Raw genomic sequence first — 16,769 nt, 5'->3', positions numbered from 1 at the left:
TTTCCATGTTTTCGATATAAGAAAAGGGTCCCGCTGAGCGCCATCTTCCGTTATAATATAGGGGAGGTGAGAACATCATGCCGGAATTACCGGAAGTCGAAACAGTCAGAAGAACATTGAATCAGCTTATTGTAGGCAAGACCATTGATCATGTTACCGTTAGCTTGCCGCGGATTATTCAGCGGCCGGACGACATAGATGCATTTGCACTGGAACTCGCGGGACATACCGTAATTGGGGTGGAGCGCCGAGGCAAGTTTTTGCGTATTTTGCTGGACGGGCTTGTGCTTGTCTCCCATCTGCGGATGGAAGGAAGATACGGTGTGTACGAGCAGCATGAAGATGTGGAGAAGCATACCCATGTGATCTTCCATTTTAATGATGGTACGGAATTACGTTATAAGGATGTGCGCCAGTTCGGTACGATGCACCTGTTCAATGCAGGTGAGGAACTGGTATCGAAACCTTTGCTGAAGCTGGGACTGGAGCCGCTTGATCCGGCCTTTACGGTAACTGCATTCCGTGAGGCAGTTGGCAAGCGGACAACTAAAATCAAAGCTGTACTGTTAAATCAGGCATATGTGGTCGGCATCGGGAATATTTATGTGGACGAGGCTCTATTTCGCGCAGGTATCCATCCCGAGACCATCGCCAAGACACTGACCGAAGCTCAGTTAACGGTGCTTCATGAAGCGATTGTGGCTACGTTGCAAGATGCAGTGAATGCAGGCGGATCTTCCATCAAATCCTATGTGAATGGACAGGGTGAGATGGGCATGTTCCAGCATCAACTGAAAATCTATGGACGCAAATCGGAACCTTGTGCAACATGTGGTACGTTAATCGAAAAAACGGTGGTTGGTGGCCGTGGTACGCATTTTTGTCCGAACTGTCAGCCGCTGAACATGAACTGAATGAACGAAATGATGAAATCATAGCACCCTTGGATTCCTCCCTCCATATACTGATATGGCAGAAATAAGCGGGCGTATACCCATACTGGCATCTTCAGTTGGCACGAGTACCGCACAGAGGAGGAATCCGGGGTGCTGCATCATTTTATTTCATTGCTGGCGCTTGCTTTGGCGCTTAGTTTAGATGGTTTTGGAGTCGGGATTACATATGGGTTACGGAGGACTAAGATTCCCCTGTTATCTATCGCTGTTATTTCGATCTGTTCGGGATTGGTTATTGCCTTGTCGATGCAAGTAGGTGTGCTGTTGTCCCATGTGGTGTCACCGGATATCGCTTCGATTGTGGGAGCCGTTATATTGATAGGTATAGGTGCATGGTCACTGTTGCAACTTATTCGAAAGCAAGGCAAAGAACAGCTGGAAACAGACACTAGAACGAATGAGGGAACGGAAACCAAGGTAACTGGAGTTGGAGAAACACAAGAGACGCTGTCGGATTCAAAGGGTAGAAATCAGGTGCTTGCGCTGGATCTGGAGCAATCGGCGTCTGGTGGCTCGTTGGAACGAATGGTATTTACACTGGAGCTGCGTAAGCTGGGGGTCGTCATTCAGATCCTTCGCAGTCCCTCCAAGGCGGATATGGATAACTCAGGGAGCATATCTGCCCAGGAAGCGATGTGGCTTGGTATTGCACTGTCTCTGGATGCGTTTGGGGCAGGATTGGGAGCGGCACTTTTGGGATTTCCTACACTATGGACGGCACTCATTATTGCACTGTTTAGTGGGGCGTTTCTGTCACTCGGCATGAAGGTTGGACTGCGTTTCTCAGCTCTGCGCTGGATGCGAAGACTGTCTGTATTGCCAGCACTATTGTTAATGATTATGGGAATAATGAAGCTGTTATGAGGTGAAACGATGAATATAGGCTTAACCGGCGGGATCGCGACAGGCAAAAGCAGTGTTTCCGCCTATCTCGCCAGTAAGGGAGCGTTGCTCATCGATGCAGACGTTATTGCCCGGGAAGTTATGATGCCCGGGCATCCCGTGTTGGCCGCCGCTGTTGAGCGGTTCGGACAAGCCATACTGAACGAAGATGGAACACTGGATCGGAAAAAGCTTGGAAGTATTGTTTTTCAACAACCAGAGGAACGAAAGGCATTGGAGGCTATCACACACCCGGCGATCCGTAGAGAGATGCGTGAACGGGCTGCCGCATACGCGTTGCAACATCCGGATAAACTTGTGGTATCTGATATTCCTTTGTTGTACGAATCGGGTCTGGAAGATGGTTTCGAGGAAGTCATGGTTGTATATGTTCCCAGGTCGGTCCAACGAGATCGCTTGATGAGTCGGGATGGAATGACTGCGGCACAGGCTGAGGCCCGGATGGATGTACAGATGGATATTGAGCGCAAAAAGCAGCTTGCAGACATTGTCATCGATAACAGCAACATATGGTCAGAGACGGAGCAGCAAATTGACTCATTTCTACAGCGTAAGGGTTTGTTATGAAAATATTACGCAAGAAACGTGTACTGCTGTTGATGTTTGTGTCCTTTGTACTCGTGCTATTTCTGAATACAAACTGGATGGCATGGTTCTATCCGATTCATTATAAGGAAGAGATTCGTGCCCAATCTCAGAGCTACGAGGTTGATCCGTTTCTGATTGCTTCCATTATCAAGGTGGAGACCAATTTCAAGACAAGCAAGGAATCCAAACGAGGTGCCATTGGGCTCATGCAACTGATGCCGGACACGGCGAACTGGATATTGGAACAAGCCAAAATTCCTCACACTTCACTGGAGGAATTGAAGCACGAGCCAGAACGAAATATTCAATTAGGTACATGGTATCTGCGGAATTTGTCCGATCAATTCGATGGCAATGAAGCCGTTATGATCGCTGCCTATAATGCGGGTCCAGGTAAAGTGAACAGTTGGCTTAGAGATGGTGTATGGGATGGCTCATTCGATACGGTGAAAGATATTCCGTTTGGTGAGACGCGTCACTATGTACAAAGGGTCATTTACTATTATAATCAGTATGTAAAGATCTATAATACGTTCTAAGTATATAAGTAGAAGCACAGAGCAGGCCGGTTGTTCACCGGCCGCTCCATGCTCCTCTGTGTAGCGTATTACGATGCAGATATTATTGGTATTGACCTGCCAATTGCTGTTCTGCAATTGTTACCAGACGCTTCGTGATGTATCCACCGATCGAACCGTTCTCGTAAGAAGTCATGTTACCTTGGTATCCGTCTTGTGGGATGCTGATTCCGAGTTCTTGAGCAACTTCGTATTTCAGTTGTTCGAGGGCTGCGGAAGCTTTAGTTACCACCAAGTTGTTGGAGTTACCGTTGCTTTGTGCCATTGCTGTTCACCTCCTCGCGGGTTGGTAAAAGTATTATGTGTCGGCAATGCGTTTTTCATTACAAAATGAGTACAGGGAATATGTGGTAAAAAGTAAAACGTGGGAAGTGATCTGATTTGAAATGTCCTTATTGCGCTTTTCTGGGCACCAAAGTCCTTGATTCAAGGCCAGCTAATGAATCGAAGTCGATTCGTCGCCGTCGTGAATGTGAGCAGTGCGCCAGAAGATTTACAACGTTTGAGATGATTGAGGAAACACCGCTGATCGTTATTAAGAAAGATGGCAGCCGGGAAGAGTTCAGTCGGGACAAGATTCTCCGTGGGCTTATTCGTGCCTGTGAGAAACGCCCAGTCTCTGTAGAGACGCTGGAGATGATGGTATCTGAGGTAGAGAAGTCTTTGCGTAATACAGCTGATGCTGAAGTCGAGAGTCGCCAGATTGGTGAGCTATTGATGGAACAGCTGTTTCCAGTCGATGAAGTGGCATATGTACGCTTCGCTTCCGTGTATCGCCAGTTCAAAGACATCAATATGTTCATGAAAGAACTAAAATCCCTGTTGTCCAAAGACGATCTGGAGGATTAGTGAAGTGGGTAAGGGGAGAAGAGCAGTCTGGGGTTCCAGTCCGTGTGTGCCAGTGAAATCGGTTGTTCTTCTCCAATCACTTTGGATCATGAAAAATTGATTGACAGCGAAAGCTTGATTTTATATGATATAGGAGTCGCCTGCGGAACGTAGCAGTGCTGAACAAGTTATTCATTTCATATCCTGGGGCCTTAGCTCAGCTGGGAGAGCGCATCGCTGGCAGCGATGAGGTCAGGGGTTCGATCCCCCTAGGCTCCATACAAACTTAAAATGATGAAAACCCTTGCGGAGCAAGGGTTTTTTATTGCTTTATTAATCGGAATATATACTCATCAAGCTGAGGCGATCACTCACATGTATAAAGGTAGTTTGAGTACGCGTGAAGTGGCTAAGTTCATCTACTCCATGTTTTGGATCGCATTTACTCTCTCCCACCACGATCAGTAATACCACATTATTATTCAAATGTTTAAGCTACAACTTTTTTTATATATGAAGCTAATAAGCTGTGAACCTCATTTGGTGATTTATAGCTTTTTTGTCGTTAAAACATTTGATTGTGTTTTATAGGGGGAAATTACTAGGGGCGAAGAACCTTGCATATCTCGCATCTATGCATAATAGGTTATAGAAATTTGTAGAAGTAAAAATCAAGTTCATTTTGAATTTTTTTATAGATTAATTCTAGTAGTGAAAAGATTATGGTGTATTATAATGTTAACAGTTATGTGCGTTTTTATTTTCAAGATAAGAGCATTCCCATTACATACTAAATTAAAATGGAAGGAAGCGTTGCAACCATGTTACATGCAAGAAAGATGAACCTTTTAAAAAAAAGAGTTCTTATCGTAATTGGTATTTTATTGATTGCTTTCGCAATGTCGGAATCTAGCCTAGCGTCATCCGTTGATCCAATTGATCAAACAACGGATACAGACAATACGATCCCGGATTCGCATGGCGGATCAAAGGGAGTAGGACAAAGCTTTACTGCAGGCAAAACGGGATGGATGTACGATGTCGATGTATTTCTTGCTCAATCCTCAGCTGCTGAGCGGGAGATAAGCTTGACGATTCATGAAGGCGCCGATATTAATGGGACAGTACTAGGCGTAGCGAAGGTAAGCAGTAGTATTGTGCCTGTTTTTCCGGGAGGATGGGTTCGGTTTAATTTTGACGAAGGGATTTACGTGGAGTCTAATAAGGAGTATAGCATGATGATGGAGACAACCAATAATGACCCAAATCAAGTAAACCAAGTCACTTGGAGAATATACACTCCTAGTGCATATACTGGCGGTACACCGTATTATTTTGGACATTGGAATAATTTCAATTTTGATTTTGCATTCAGGACGTATGTAGCTTCTCAGCAGAGGGACTATTCGACTATTTTGCAGTTGGATCAGCTTACAACAACTTATGGTGATACAGAGGAGATCAGAGCTACATTGCTGGATTTTCAAAATCAGGCAGTATCGAATAAAAGAATCACATTTTCTCTGGATGGAACCGTTCTTGGTTCATCTGATACGAATGGCAATGGTGAAGCCGTATTCAGCTATTCGGTTAATACGGGAATAGGGGATCATATACTAACAGCGCTATTCGATGGAGACCCTACTCATCTTGCTTCGATTGGTTCTGCTATGATGACGGTCGATAAGAGGCCGCTTGTAGTTACAGCAAATAATGCAACGCGTGAATATGGAACGAGCAATCCTGTTTTCACAGGGGCAATAACTGGCGCCTTGTCGTTAGACGGCATGACAGCAACTTATGCTACGAGTGCCGATCAGGCAAGTGATGCAGGGAACTATGCAATTGAAGCAACACTGGTTGACCCTAATAACAAGTTAGGGAATTATGAAGTAACGAAAACCGCAGGTAGTTTATCTGTTACGAAAGCGTCACTTTCGGTAACCGCAGATGGTGCGACGCGTGAATATGGTACGAACAATCCAGTTTTCACAGGAACGGTCTCAGGCGGTTTCTCGTCAGATGGGATTACAGCAACTTATGCTACGAGTGCCGATCAGGCAAGTGATGTAGGGAACTATGCGATTGAAGGGTCACTGGTTGACCCGAATAATAAGCTGGGAAATTACGAAGTAACCAAAACTGCAGGTAGTCTATCTGTTACAAAAGCGCCGCTGACAGTGACGGCTCACCCAATATCTCGTTGGGTGAACAATGGGAATCCCACCCTGACCGGTGTTGTAACAGGTGTGCTGAACAATGACGATATATCTGTGAAATATGTGACGCTTGCAGAGCAAAGCAGCCCAATTGGAAATTATACGATAGAGACTGAAATAATTGATCCTAATCAACGTGTAGGTAACTATGAAGTTACGAGCAATACTGCGAAGCTCATCGTGTATGATATTCCGAAATTAACTTATGCTACTAACGATACCGCTTCATCAGTTATTGGACCTCTCGGTCTTCCAGCAACCGATGAGGAAGGTAAAAGCATTCAATGGGTTTCCTCAAATAATCAATTGGTAGATGGTGCGACAGGTTATGTACAACGCCCGTCCTATACAGAGGGGAATAAGAGCGTAACGCTTAAAGCGACGACAACAGCTGATGGTGCTACTTATGAAGCAATTTATCCTTTAATCATTATTGCAAGCAGCAACACAAGCCCTGGAACAATTCCTGTAATAAGTTCTGAATCAAGCCCCGGAACAAGTTCTGAAACAAGCTCTGGAACAAGTTCTGGAGTATCCTATTACATTGAGACTGTGTTAGCTAATGGAAAGCAACGAGTGGAACTAAAACTTGATGATTTGAAAAAAGGATTTGCTACAATCAAATCAGATAGTGAATTCGCAGAGTTTATTATTAGTAAAGAGACATTAACGCATTTAACGGCTATTTCGCCTTCCATGAAACTGCAGTTCATTACATTAAAAGATGAAATTACCATACCCATTCAAGAGATGGCGATTGCAGGGGATACTCATGATCTAACCATTAAAATAGGCAGAACAGATACGACAACAGAATTTGTTGAAGTTAAGAAGAGTCTTGGCGCAAATGTTTGGTCAGGGCCAGTTGTGTTCAATGTTAATAGACTTGATGATCAAGGTAGAAACTCTGAGATTTCAGCGTTCACAGCTTATGTTGAAAGAAAAATTGAGCTTGATGGCCAAGAGTCTGATTTTGCTACAGTTGTATTTTGGGATGAAGAGAAGCAATTGTTCACCTTTGTTCCTGCTCAATTCATAAATGAGAATGGTAAAGTCACAGCAATTGTGAAGAGTATGCGAAACGGGTACTTTTTCGTAATGGATCGTCGAGTTAGCTTTGTAGATATGCAGAATCATTGGGCAAAGTCGGATATAGAGTTACTTGCAGCTAAGTTCATCGTTAAGGGGCGTAGCGAAATGAATTTTGATCCGAATGGTATGCTTACCCGAGCAGAAACAGCTGCATTACTTGTACGTGCATTAGGAATTCCGTTGAATAACACTGAATTTAACTTTTCTGATGTGGATGGGAAATGGTATGAAGCAGATGTTATCGCAGCTGAGCAGGCGGGATTAATCAAGGGATATAGTGATGGGACTTTCCGTCCCAACAACCGTGTGACACGTGAGGAGTTGGCGGTTATGCTTACTCGAGCTATTACTAATGCTAATCCTTCTTTGCAGAAAGATAATGGGGTGTTAGCTTTAACAGATGTGGAATCCATTTCATCATGGGCGGAGGATTCTATTAATCAAGCGCTTAGTTTAGGGATCATTAAAGGCGATCAGCAAGGTAATTTCAAGCCTCAATCAGAAGCAACTCGGGCAGAAATGGTTACACTTCTCTCTCGTATGCTGAAACTATTAAATTTTATATAGGATTGGATTTTGGTTGAACTGAATAATAGCTGAAATTTGTTCTAAAAGCCACGTTCCGGCATGCGAATCCACAACCGCAATAATCTACTGGCAGCGATGAGGTCAGGGGTTCGATCCCCCTAGGCTCCATATAATAGGGAAGAAAACACGCCTTTGATGGCGTGTTTTTTGTTTTGTACTTAAATTATCCCATGATGCGTTGCCAGACTAGCCCTCAATTCATCCGATTGCCGCGAAAGACTCAATGCAATCTCAACGTTCACGATCTCCAAACCAAGCGCGATGAAGCGATTGTACTCCCTCTTGAATATCCTCCATACTCAAACCACCGAAACCGATCTGAACCATGGATTGCTCAGCTTGAGCTTGTTGTGCCCAGAAGGGCGATACAGGATAGACTTGGGTACCTTCCTTTTCAGCAGTGGCAATCAATTGCTGCTCATGCATTCCATTATGTACACGCAGTAAAATATGAAGTCCTGCATCCTGACCGATGATTGTCACGTTAGAGCCCATCAGTTGCTGAATTGTTGAGATTAGTGTGGATTGCTTTTGGCGGTATACTTTGCGCATTTTGCGAATGTGGGCTTCCCAATGTCCATTTCTCATAAAAAGCTCCAAGGTATTCTGATGAAAACGTGAAACGGTCTGATCATACAGGCGGTAGTTTTGCTTATTGTGAAGCTCCAGCAAGTTTTTAGGCAGAACCATGTAGGCAATACGTAATGAAGGAAGCAGACATTTTGAGAAAGTCCCCAGGTATACTGTACGTTGATGGGTATCCAAGCCCTGAAGGGAAGGTATCGGCTTCCCAACATATCTAAACTCGCTATCGTAATCGTCCTCAATAATAATGCCATCTTGATCTGCTGCCCATTTCAGTAATTGCATTCTCTTGTGGAGAGGCATGACCATCCCATAGGGGAACTGGTGAGACGGCGTAATATACACGATGCGGGACTGACTCTCATAGAGCTGCTGAATATGAAGCCCAACCTTTTCCAGAGGAATCGGACTAAGTTGTAGACCATGATGTTGAAAAATCGTTCGAGCACCGTCATAGCCAGGCTCTTCCATCGCTATACTGCGGTTATCGGGTTTTAATAATCCAGATAACACGGCAAGTAGATATTGAATGCCAGCACCAATCATGATTTGATCTGGTGAACAATTCACGCCTCTTGATCCGTGCAGGTACTTGGCAATTTCCATTCGGAGTCCAGGTTCTCCGAGAGGATCACCATAAGAAAATAAGGTCTGATGGTTCTGCTGTAAGCTTAGATTGGACAACTTACGCCAAGTCGCAAGTGGAAAATGCTCAGCGTCCACGTCACCATATCGAAAATCGTACTGGATCGTTGGATGAGCCGGTGATTGATCTTCCGATGCTTGTTTACGAACATGATGAGATGAAGGTAAGGAATCCAATTGCAGATCCATAACGTATAAGCCACTTCTTGGTTTGCTTAGAACGTAACCTTCTGCTAATAACTGTTGATAGGCCAGATCAACGGTATTACGGCTAATATGTAAGTGTGCAGACAGGGAACGAATGGATGGAAGCCGTGTCTGGGCTGGCAACATTCCGTTCATAATTTCTTTCTTAATATATTGATATAGCTGGGTGTATAACGGTTCTTCAGAATCTCTCTTCAGCAATAAGGTTAAATCGATCATCTATAACCTCCTATTGGTTTTGTTCACTGACCCTATAATATAGTTTAGTTTTGTCACTACTTATGGGGTCAATGGACGATTACAATTATATCACGTCCTGTCTGGGTGGGAACATCACTCAAGACGGGGATCACCATTGCTTTAGGAGGAGACTTGAATTGGATAAAAAAATAGACTCCATTGGACAAATGGAGAGAGGTCAACAATCCGCACTGAATGTGGATGCATTTCATAATCATCCCGGTTTCCGGCGTATGTTTGCCCCGGATCAATTGACAATAGGCCTATTTCTACCGCTTAGATTTTATACGGGTAACATGGATGTTCTGAAAGGTCAGGCTGACCTGGTGGATATAATCGATCAACAACATTTTGCATCCGTGTGGGTGCGTGACGTTCCGCTATTTGATCCTGGATTCCGAGATGCCGGGCAGGTATTCGATCCATTTGTTTATCTGGCTTACCTTGCTGCAAGGACCAAAAACGTATCCTTGGTAACAGGAAGTGCCATTTTCACGCTTCGTCATCCGATTGATTTAGCCAAGGCAGCCGCTTCTATTGATGTACTGTCGGGCGGACGACTTGTACTAGGCATTGCATCAGGTGATCGTCCTGCTGAGTTTCCGGCATATGGATTACATGTGGATCATCGGGATGAGCGTTTTCGAGATACCGTAAAATTCTTTCGTGAACTGATTCAGCATAACAGTCCCACCATTCAATCTTCGCTGGGTCAAATGAGTGGGCTTGATTTGTTACCTAAGCCTGCAACAGGTGGTATACCACTTGTTGTGACAGGTTCAAGTAGGCAATCCTTGGATTGGATCGCAGAGCACAGTGATGGTTGGCTTACCTATCCTGAAGCGACGGCTAATGATTCCGGCCCCCGCATGCTCGGACGTAAGATCAATGCATGGCGTGAAAAAATACCTAACGGCATGTTCAAGCCACATATGACGAACGAATGGATTGATCTTGTGGAAGATGTCAATTATCCTCGAACACCGCTTCGTGGCGGGTACATATTACGCACAGGACGGGCAGGTCTGATTCAGCTTCTGGAGGAATGGCGAGCAGTCGGCGTTAATCATGCTGCACTTGGTATTCAATTTTCGAGTCGGCCACCCGCCGAGGTGATCCAGGAGTTGGCGGAGGAAGTGTTGCCACTATTTCCGACACATACAGGTACAGCTCCAATAGCTACGTGGTGGTAAGAGAATGAAGTCAATTCATACTGAAATTTACTGGACAACTTTTACACACAGCCTGTTCAACGACTTACCGGTGAATGTAGCTGCAACGGAGCGAGGATTATGCCTGATATCTATGCCGGATGATACCCATGTGAATATGAAGGAATGGGTCACCAAGAAGTTTGTTCATGCAAATCTAGTTGAAGATCAGAACAGGCTTTCTCCATATGTGGAACAGTTGCAATGGTATTGTGAGGGGAAAAGTAAGGCATTCGAGATTCCTCTTGATCTACAGGGGACGAAATTTCAGATTTCAGTGTGGCAAGCGTTAATGACGATTCCATATGGTCAGATTCGCAGTTATTTGGAGGTCGCGAAGATGATCGATCATCCCAAAGCCATACGTGCAGTGGGCAGTGCCAATGGAGCGAATCCGATTCCAATTGTCATTCCATGCCACCGTGTCATCGGCAAGAACGGAACATTGACTGGTTATAGTGGTGGATTAAAGATGAAAGAAAAATTGCTTCAACTGGAAGGATACGATAGATACACGATTTCGGGCCATCCTCGATTTAATTTTTAGAAGGTTAGATTATTTTTATACATTCGCCCATTCCCTCCGCGAATGCCCTTCATACAGTATAAAGTGCCTTGTGTTGCAATACTGTAGAACATTTGTTCAATAGGGAGTGGGACGTGTGAAATCATCAACAAAGCTTACCGGACGGGTTATTTATAAAGGAGATCCGGGATATGAAGCGGCGCGCAAAAACTGGGACCCGCATACCGACAAATATCCTAAAGTCTTTGTATTTGCCCAAAAAACGAAAGATGTCTCTAATGCCATCAAATGGGCTCGTGAAAACAATGTACCGATCAGGCCGCGTAGTGGTAGACATGCGCTTGAGGTCAATCTTTCACAGGTTAACGGCGGAATTGTGATTGATGTCAGTGATCTGAATTCCATCAAGCTTGATAAAAAAAATGGAACCGTTGTTGTGGGTACGGGTAACCGAGTTGGAAGAATTGCGAATACCCTCGCCAAGCAAGGATTTATAGCTCCTTTTGGTGACAGCCCCTCTGTAGGGATCGGTGGAATTACGTTAGGTGGGGGAATTGGGCCTCTCCAGCGTACCATCGGTCTCATCAGTGATAACCTGCTTGAGGTGGAGATGGTGGATGCGAACGGAAAAGTGATTCGGGCCAATAAAAATCGCAATGCGGATCTCTTTTGGGCCTCGCGGGGAGGAGGCGGTGGTAACTTCGGAGTATACACTCGTTACAAATTCAAAGTGCGCCGTGCTCCAGCGAAGGCTACTGTATTTAAAATCACCTGGCCATGGTCTCAATTCGAAGAGGTACTTAAAGTATGGCAGAGGTGGGCTCCCTCAGTTGATACGAGACTGGGCAGCGAGTTGTCCATCGGACCGAAAAAGGGTGGCAACGTCCTTATGGAAGGGCTGTTCTTAGGCTCTAAAACAGAGGCTCTCCGTTTATTACAGCCAATTACGAGTGTTGGCAAACCGACGAGCTCCGTTGTTCGTTTGTTACCTTACACGGAAGTGGTAAAGTTCTTATTGCTTCCTGATCCAATTGAGACTCAAAGGTACAGTAACCAGTTCTCGTCCGGTTTTGGACAGAAACCATTCCCTGACAAAGCCATTAAATCGATGCGTGCATTTTTGGAGAACTTGGAAGAGGGACCAGGCGGGTTCTATTTCCTCAACTGGGGCGGAGCAGTAAGTCGCAAATCACCTAGATCAACCGCCTTCTTCTGGCGTAAAGAGAAGTTCTATGTGGAATGGACCAGTACGTGGCTCAAACCATCCCATGCCGCCAAAAATATCGCACTCGCTCGTAATACTCGCAAGAAATTGCAACCATACATTGTGGGTTCCTATATCAACGTTCCAGACCAAGGGATCAAGAATTCCGGTCCAGTGTACTATGGAGCCAACTATGCCAGACTGCGGAGAGTCAAAGCCAAGTATGATCCGAAAAATGTGTTCAACAATCCGCAAAGCATCACGCCGGCTCGGAGAGTATAATCCATTGTAACCTGTTCAATTCCTATTCAATGAGTGAAGAAACACGCCTTAATTGGCGTGTTTTTTGCTATGTATGTTAGTATAAATGCCAAAACCGAAAATGAAATCAACTCATTGATATAGAGAGCAGGTACACGCCATGATTGATGTAGATCAGTTAGCCAACACATTTGCAAGCAGTCATTATGAGATACATGAGGTCAACCGATTGGTGATCCAGCCCAGAAGTATACTGCGTGAATTTAAAACCGAGAAGTACGGGTTTCTTTTTGTGATGCGTGGAGAAGCACGAATGACGGTCAATGGAACGATATATGAATTACGGCCGGGGTCTGTGTGTCATGCGGCCCCAGGCATGAAGATGGATTCCCGAGTGATCAGTGAAACCGAGTATGAATACTACGCTGTATTCTATGGGCCGGACAAGATGGATGATGAAAAAGAACAAGACGTCCACAATGTATTGGGTGTCCATTTCAAAATGGATCAGGCAGTTAATCCGAGGATCGTAGAATTATTGGCGATGCTGCAAGAACATGCTTATCATCCGGGGGGAATGGAAAAACTTCGAGTGAAGCAACTATTTCTGAGTATCATGGTCGAGGTTCTAATGGGGTACAGGCAGCGGGAAAGTGTAACTTCTCCAAGTGAACAGGTGATTGAGGAAGCTTTGTCCTACATTAATGTCAATTACATGAATCCGCTGACACTGGACGAGTTAGCAGAGACACATGGAATGAATTCCAAGCAGTTTTCCTATTTTTTTCATAAGTACACGGGATTTCGACCCATTGATTATGTCATCCATCATCGTATGGAGAGGGCAAGGGACTTGCTGAAGTCGGGGCATTTTCTTATCCGTGATGTAGCCATCAGTGTAGGGTATCCTAATCCGTTATATTTCAGCAGAGTGTTTAAAAATAAATTCGGTATATCTCCCTCAGCATATGCGGATCAGTTAGAAAACCATTAATACTAATTTCAACATGTACTTAAATTAAATTAGACAATAATACATATGGGTTTCGTGATTTGTGTATTCGCATGAGCGCTCATCCTTGCTATCATATTTAATGATAATGAGAATCATTATTAATATATGTTTCCAATACGCGAACCCGCCCATCATTGGGCAGAACATATTTAGAAATGAGGGTATATTAGGATGAAAGAGCATGAAGTGTATGATGTAACCATTATCGGCGGAGGACCCGCTGGTTTATTTTCGGCTTTTTATAGTGGACTGCGTGAGATGAAAACGAAAATTATTGAATTCCAGCCCTATCTGGGCGGGAAAGTACATGTCTATCCTGAAAAGATGATCTGGGACGTTGGCGGGTTACAACCTGTTCCCGGTGCACAGCTGATCGAACAGATCATCAATCAGGGACTGACATTTCAACCAGAGGTGGTTCTTGGAGAAAAGATCACGTCCATATCCAGAGATGAAGAGGGTTATTTTGCACTGCACACAGCCTCCACAGAGGTGCATTACTCCAAAACTGTGATCTTGGCCATTGGGGGAGGAATCCTGAAGCCAATCAAACTGGAGATTGAGGGAGCAGAACGTTTTGAAGTGACCAATCTACATTACACGGTCAAATCACTCTCCCGCTTCAAAGACAAAACAGTTCTTATCTCGGGTGGAGGGAACGCGGCGATTGATTGGGCAAATGAACTCGCACTTATTGCCAAACAAGTCTATCTGACGTATCGGAAAGATACACTGAAGGGGCATGAAGCTGAAATATCTCGTCTTAACAACAGTTCGGTCAAGTGCCTGCTTAATACAACGATCGAGAAGTTGGTCGCCACAGAAGATCATCAACAGATTGAGACGGTTGTGCTGAAACGCAATGAAGATGGCGCAACGCTTGAGCTGGCAGTGGATGAGGTCATCATTAACTATGGCTATGAGCGCGATAAGGAATTGCTGGTCAACAGTCATATTCAGATTGATATGAAGGATCATTGGATTGCAGGAACGCCGGTCAGCGAGACATCCGTACCGGGTATCTATGCTGCGGGTGATATTTTGCATCATGAAGGAAAGCTTCATCTGATTGCCGGAGCGTTCCAAGACGCAGCCAATGCTGTGAACCGGGCGAAGTTGCATGTGGCACCTGATGCGAATGCACACGGGATGGTCTCCTCGCACAATGACTTGTTTACTCAGAAAAACCGCGAATTAATGAAAGATTTGTACATCAAGTAATTGTGGAACTGAAGTGAACGGTTTTTCAAAAGGGAACCAAAAAGCCGCCCTCGGTCATAAGACCAAGAGCGGCTTCTTTACATGCCAACTACGCATGCCAGTCAATGAGCTATTAAGCTTTCACTTGTTCTCCAGCAAATACTTCAACGTTCATTGGAGCGGCCATGAATGCTGCTGCTTGTTGTACAAAAGCTTGGAAATGTGCACTTGTATTGTGGGAAGCTGTAGCAGCTTCATCTTTCCAAAGCTCGATCATCGTGTATTGTTGTTCGCGTTCTGTACTTTTTGCCAAGTCATAGCTGATGTTGCCTTCTTCTTGACGTGTTGCAGCAATCAGTTCTTTCGTAGCTGCGAGGAATGCTTGTTCTTGGTCCGGTTTAACTTGCAGATGAGCGTGAATGATAATCATAATATAAAACCTCCATATAGTGTTTAAATTGTGTTAAGAATGTATGCTTATTGACCAATTCAATCGTAACTTACAGGGAAACAGTCCCTGATATTATGCCCAAGTTGTGATTGTATCTACTGGCAGACGGTAAGAAGGGTGACCATCTTTGGCCGATTTACCGATCGAGATCAACATAACCGGTTGATAACGCTCTTTGTCCATGCCAAATGCTTCTGCAATTTGATCTTTTTCGTAACCACCGATTGGGTTGGTGTCATAACCATGAGCACGTGCAGCAAGCATCAATTGCATGGAAGCAAGACCTGCATCAATCAGGTTAACGTCGCGAAGATCGGCAGCAGGCATGTTGTCATAGTAAGGTTTAACAAATTGAACTTGTGCGTCTTTAACTTCTTGTGGCATGTAACCATGCTCTACCGCTTTGCTGAAGATCTCTTCCAGGTATTCAGCATTATTCATGTCGATAAATACGCCAACCACAGCTGCCGAAGTCAACACTTGATTTTGATTGAATTTAGCAAGAGGAGCGAGTGTTTCTTTGCCTTCAGCTGTATCTACAACGAGAAAACGCCAAGGTTGCATATTAACGGAAGAAGGTGCACGTGAAGCTTCTGCCAAAATTTCTGTCATTTCTTCACGGCTGATTTTTACCTCAGAATCGTAAAGCTTAACAGAACGGCGGCCGTAAGTAATTTCGTTAAAATCATTTGTCTTTTGGAATTTACTTTCAATTGTACTCATGGATAAATCTCTCCTCTATATATAGGTTTAGAAATTATTCTGCATACGTTCCAGGTAATCGGCGAGAGCCTGAACTTCGTCTTCACTGAAATCCTGCAAAATCTGGTTGATGAAATTGGTTTTCTCTGCTTTGTAGCCTTCAATCTGCTTCCGACCATGGTCCGTCAGACGAACAAAAGTTACCCGATTATCTTCGGGGTTCTTGCGTCTGGTAACCATCAGGTCCGCCTCAAGCTGTTTCAAGTGGCGTGTAATCGCAGCACTATCAATGTTAATGATTTTCTGCAGCATGGATTGGTTAATCTCATCGACTTGATCCAGCTCATGCAGAATTTCAAAGCGAGAGGAACTGATACCCGTACAGCGTTCGAACTTGGGACTGATTTTGTTGCCCAACACGTTCAGCAGGTTGATGATCTGTTCTTCTTTGGAAACAATACGTGTCATGACTAGACCTCCCGGGTGAATCTGAATCATGAACAACGGCGTATGTTAACCAATAATTAAAGTTGCAGTATACAATGCCATTGCCTAATGATTATTTGGATGCTCTCGATCATTGATGTATCAATAGTTGATGCTTCAATCATTGATGCCTCAATCATTGATGGCTCAATTAATATATCATGCCTTTTAACATTTTGCAACAGGTTCAGAAGAAGAGGATGATTATACCTGTATTATCCCGGTACATAAGCATTATCGTCTGTATAGGATGTCCATCTGCATGAGCTTATATCGATTGCACA

The 16,769-nt window shown here is 44.3% G+C and carries 16 protein-coding genes and 1 tRNA gene; 12 read left to right on the top strand and 5 right to left on the bottom strand.

Annotated features, from left to right (window positions below; genetic code table 11):
- The first annotated feature begins 77 nt into the window (after nt 1–77).
- The 4 genes from mutM (at nt 78) to HF638_RS02300 (ending at nt 2,986) form a co-directional block, all read left to right on the top strand.
- Nucleotides 78–914: a DNA-formamidopyrimidine glycosylase gene (gene mutM, locus HF638_RS02315; protein ID WP_169478690.1), complete on the top strand. Its 837-nt coding sequence runs from the start codon at nt 78–80 to the stop codon at nt 912–914.
- Nucleotides 915–1,046: 132 nt separating this feature from the next.
- A complete protein-coding gene (locus HF638_RS02310) occupies nt 1,047–1,820 on the top strand; it encodes a manganese efflux pump (protein ID WP_481856119.1) in 774 nt (257 codons plus the stop codon).
- 9 nt (nt 1,821–1,829) lie between these two features.
- Nucleotides 1,830–2,426 carry a dephospho-CoA kinase gene (coaE, locus tag HF638_RS02305; protein ID WP_169478689.1) on the top strand — a complete coding sequence of 199 codons (597 nt, stop codon included), beginning with the start codon at nt 1,830–1,832 and terminating at the stop codon, nt 2,424–2,426.
- Nucleotides 2,423–2,986, top strand: a complete 564-nt coding sequence (locus HF638_RS02300) for a lytic transglycosylase domain-containing protein (protein WP_169478688.1) — start codon at nt 2,423–2,425, stop codon at nt 2,984–2,986. The genes coaE and HF638_RS02300 overlap by 4 nt, the downstream gene beginning before the upstream one ends.
- An 82-nt stretch (nt 2,987–3,068) precedes the next feature.
- Here the strand turns inward: HF638_RS02300 and HF638_RS02295 are convergent, their stop codons facing one another.
- Entirely contained in the window at nt 3,069–3,290 is a 222-nt protein-coding gene (locus HF638_RS02295) for an alpha/beta-type small acid-soluble spore protein (protein WP_053783555.1), read from the bottom strand.
- Between the two features lie 116 nt (nt 3,291–3,406).
- Between HF638_RS02295 and nrdR the strand changes: the two genes are divergently transcribed.
- The 3 genes from nrdR to HF638_RS02280 all read left to right on the top strand — a co-directional run bounded on the left by nrdR (nt 3,407) and on the right by HF638_RS02280 (nt 7,731).
- On the top strand, nt 3,407–3,874 hold the full coding sequence (gene nrdR, locus HF638_RS02290) for a transcriptional regulator NrdR (RefSeq protein WP_169478687.1): 468 nt from the start codon (nt 3,407–3,409) through the stop codon (nt 3,872–3,874).
- Nucleotides 3,875–4,059: 185 nt separating this feature from the next.
- Nucleotides 4,060–4,132, top strand: a tRNA-Ala gene (locus tag HF638_RS02285).
- A 542-nt stretch (nt 4,133–4,674) separates the two neighbouring features.
- Complete coding sequence (locus HF638_RS02280; RefSeq protein WP_169478686.1) at nt 4,675–7,731, top strand: S-layer homology domain-containing protein; 3,057 nt, start codon at nt 4,675–4,677, stop codon at nt 7,729–7,731.
- A gap of 252 nt (nt 7,732–7,983) precedes the next feature.
- Here the strand turns inward: HF638_RS02280 and pdxR are convergent, their stop codons facing one another.
- On the bottom strand, nt 7,984–9,408 hold the full coding sequence (gene pdxR / locus HF638_RS02275) for a MocR-like pyridoxine biosynthesis transcription factor PdxR (protein ID WP_169478685.1): 1,425 nt from the start codon (nt 9,406–9,408) through the stop codon (nt 7,984–7,986).
- Between the two features lie 158 nt (nt 9,409–9,566).
- Between pdxR and HF638_RS02270 the strand changes: the two genes are divergently transcribed.
- From HF638_RS02270 to HF638_RS02250, 5 genes are all read left to right on the top strand, one after another.
- Complete coding sequence (locus tag HF638_RS02270; protein WP_211175451.1) at nt 9,567–10,622, top strand: LLM class oxidoreductase; 1,056 nt, start codon at nt 9,567–9,569, stop codon at nt 10,620–10,622.
- Between the two features lie 4 nt (nt 10,623–10,626).
- Nucleotides 10,627–11,187, top strand: a complete 561-nt coding sequence (locus tag HF638_RS02265) for a methylated-DNA--[protein]-cysteine S-methyltransferase (protein ID WP_169478684.1) — start codon at nt 10,627–10,629, stop codon at nt 11,185–11,187.
- A 115-nt stretch (nt 11,188–11,302) separates the two neighbouring features.
- Complete coding sequence (locus tag HF638_RS02260) at nt 11,303–12,652, top strand: FAD-binding protein (RefSeq protein WP_169478683.1); 1,350 nt, start codon at nt 11,303–11,305, stop codon at nt 12,650–12,652.
- Nucleotides 12,653–12,791: 139 nt separating this feature from the next.
- On the top strand, nt 12,792–13,625 hold the full coding sequence (locus tag HF638_RS02255) for a helix-turn-helix transcriptional regulator (protein WP_169478682.1): 834 nt from the start codon (nt 12,792–12,794) through the stop codon (nt 13,623–13,625).
- Nucleotides 13,626–13,817: 192 nt separating this feature from the next.
- Nucleotides 13,818–14,867: an NAD(P)/FAD-dependent oxidoreductase gene (locus tag HF638_RS02250; RefSeq protein ID WP_169478681.1), complete on the top strand. Its 1,050-nt coding sequence runs from the start codon at nt 13,818–13,820 to the stop codon at nt 14,865–14,867.
- A gap of 112 nt (nt 14,868–14,979) precedes the next feature.
- Here HF638_RS02250 and HF638_RS02245 read toward each other — a convergent pair whose 3' ends face one another.
- The 3 genes from HF638_RS02245 to HF638_RS02235 all read right to left on the bottom strand — a co-directional run bounded on the left by HF638_RS02245 (nt 14,980) and on the right by HF638_RS02235 (nt 16,467).
- Nucleotides 14,980–15,276 (bottom strand): putative quinol monooxygenase, encoded by a 297-nt coding sequence (locus HF638_RS02245; protein ID WP_169478680.1) that lies wholly within the window; start codon nt 15,274–15,276, stop codon nt 14,980–14,982.
- Nucleotides 15,277–15,369: 93 nt separating this feature from the next.
- Nucleotides 15,370–16,020, bottom strand: coding sequence for a nitroreductase family protein (locus HF638_RS02240; protein WP_169478679.1), 651 nt, complete (start codon nt 16,018–16,020; stop codon nt 15,370–15,372).
- Between the two features lie 27 nt (nt 16,021–16,047).
- Nucleotides 16,048–16,467 (bottom strand): MarR family winged helix-turn-helix transcriptional regulator, encoded by a 420-nt coding sequence (locus HF638_RS02235; RefSeq protein WP_062833573.1) that lies wholly within the window; start codon nt 16,465–16,467, stop codon nt 16,048–16,050.
- Nucleotides 16,468–16,769 lie beyond the last annotated feature (302 nt).

The organism is Paenibacillus sp. SZ31 (assembly GCF_012912005.1).
In the GTDB taxonomy this organism is placed as follows: Bacteria; Bacillota; Bacilli; order Paenibacillales; family Paenibacillaceae; genus Paenibacillus.
Note: the sequence above shows the minus strand (reverse complement) of the source record. Positions and strands in the feature narration are given on the sequence as shown.

Excerpts from the sequence above, each read along its gene's own strand:
- mutM (WP_169478690.1), top strand. The coding sequence starts at position 78 with ATGCCGGAATTACCGGAAGTCGAAACAGTCAGAAGAACATTGAATCAG.
- coaE (WP_169478689.1), top strand. The coding sequence starts at position 1,830 with ATGAATATAGGCTTAACCGGCGGGATCGCGACAGGCAAAAGCAGTGTT.
- HF638_RS02300 (WP_169478688.1), top strand. The coding sequence starts at position 2,423 with ATGAAAATATTACGCAAGAAACGTGTACTGCTGTTGATGTTTGTGTCC.
- HF638_RS02295 (WP_053783555.1), bottom strand. The coding sequence starts at position 3,290 with ATGGCACAAAGCAACGGTAACTCCAACAACTTGGTGGTAACTAAAGCT.
- HF638_RS02280 (WP_169478686.1), top strand. The coding sequence starts at position 4,675 with ATGTTACATGCAAGAAAGATGAACCTTTTAAAAAAAAGAGTTCTTATC.
- pdxR (WP_169478685.1), bottom strand. The coding sequence starts at position 9,408 with ATGATCGATTTAACCTTATTGCTGAAGAGAGATTCTGAAGAACCGTTA.
- HF638_RS02265 (WP_169478684.1), top strand. The coding sequence starts at position 10,627 with ATGAAGTCAATTCATACTGAAATTTACTGGACAACTTTTACACACAGC.
- HF638_RS02255 (WP_169478682.1), top strand. The coding sequence starts at position 12,792 with ATGATTGATGTAGATCAGTTAGCCAACACATTTGCAAGCAGTCATTAT.
- HF638_RS02250 (WP_169478681.1), top strand. The coding sequence starts at position 13,818 with ATGAAAGAGCATGAAGTGTATGATGTAACCATTATCGGCGGAGGACCC.
- HF638_RS02245 (WP_169478680.1), bottom strand. The coding sequence starts at position 15,276 with ATGATTATCATTCACGCTCATCTGCAAGTTAAACCGGACCAAGAACAA.
- HF638_RS02240 (WP_169478679.1), bottom strand. The coding sequence starts at position 16,020 with ATGAGTACAATTGAAAGTAAATTCCAAAAGACAAATGATTTTAACGAA.
- HF638_RS02235 (WP_062833573.1), bottom strand. The coding sequence starts at position 16,467 with ATGACACGTATTGTTTCCAAAGAAGAACAGATCATCAACCTGCTGAAC.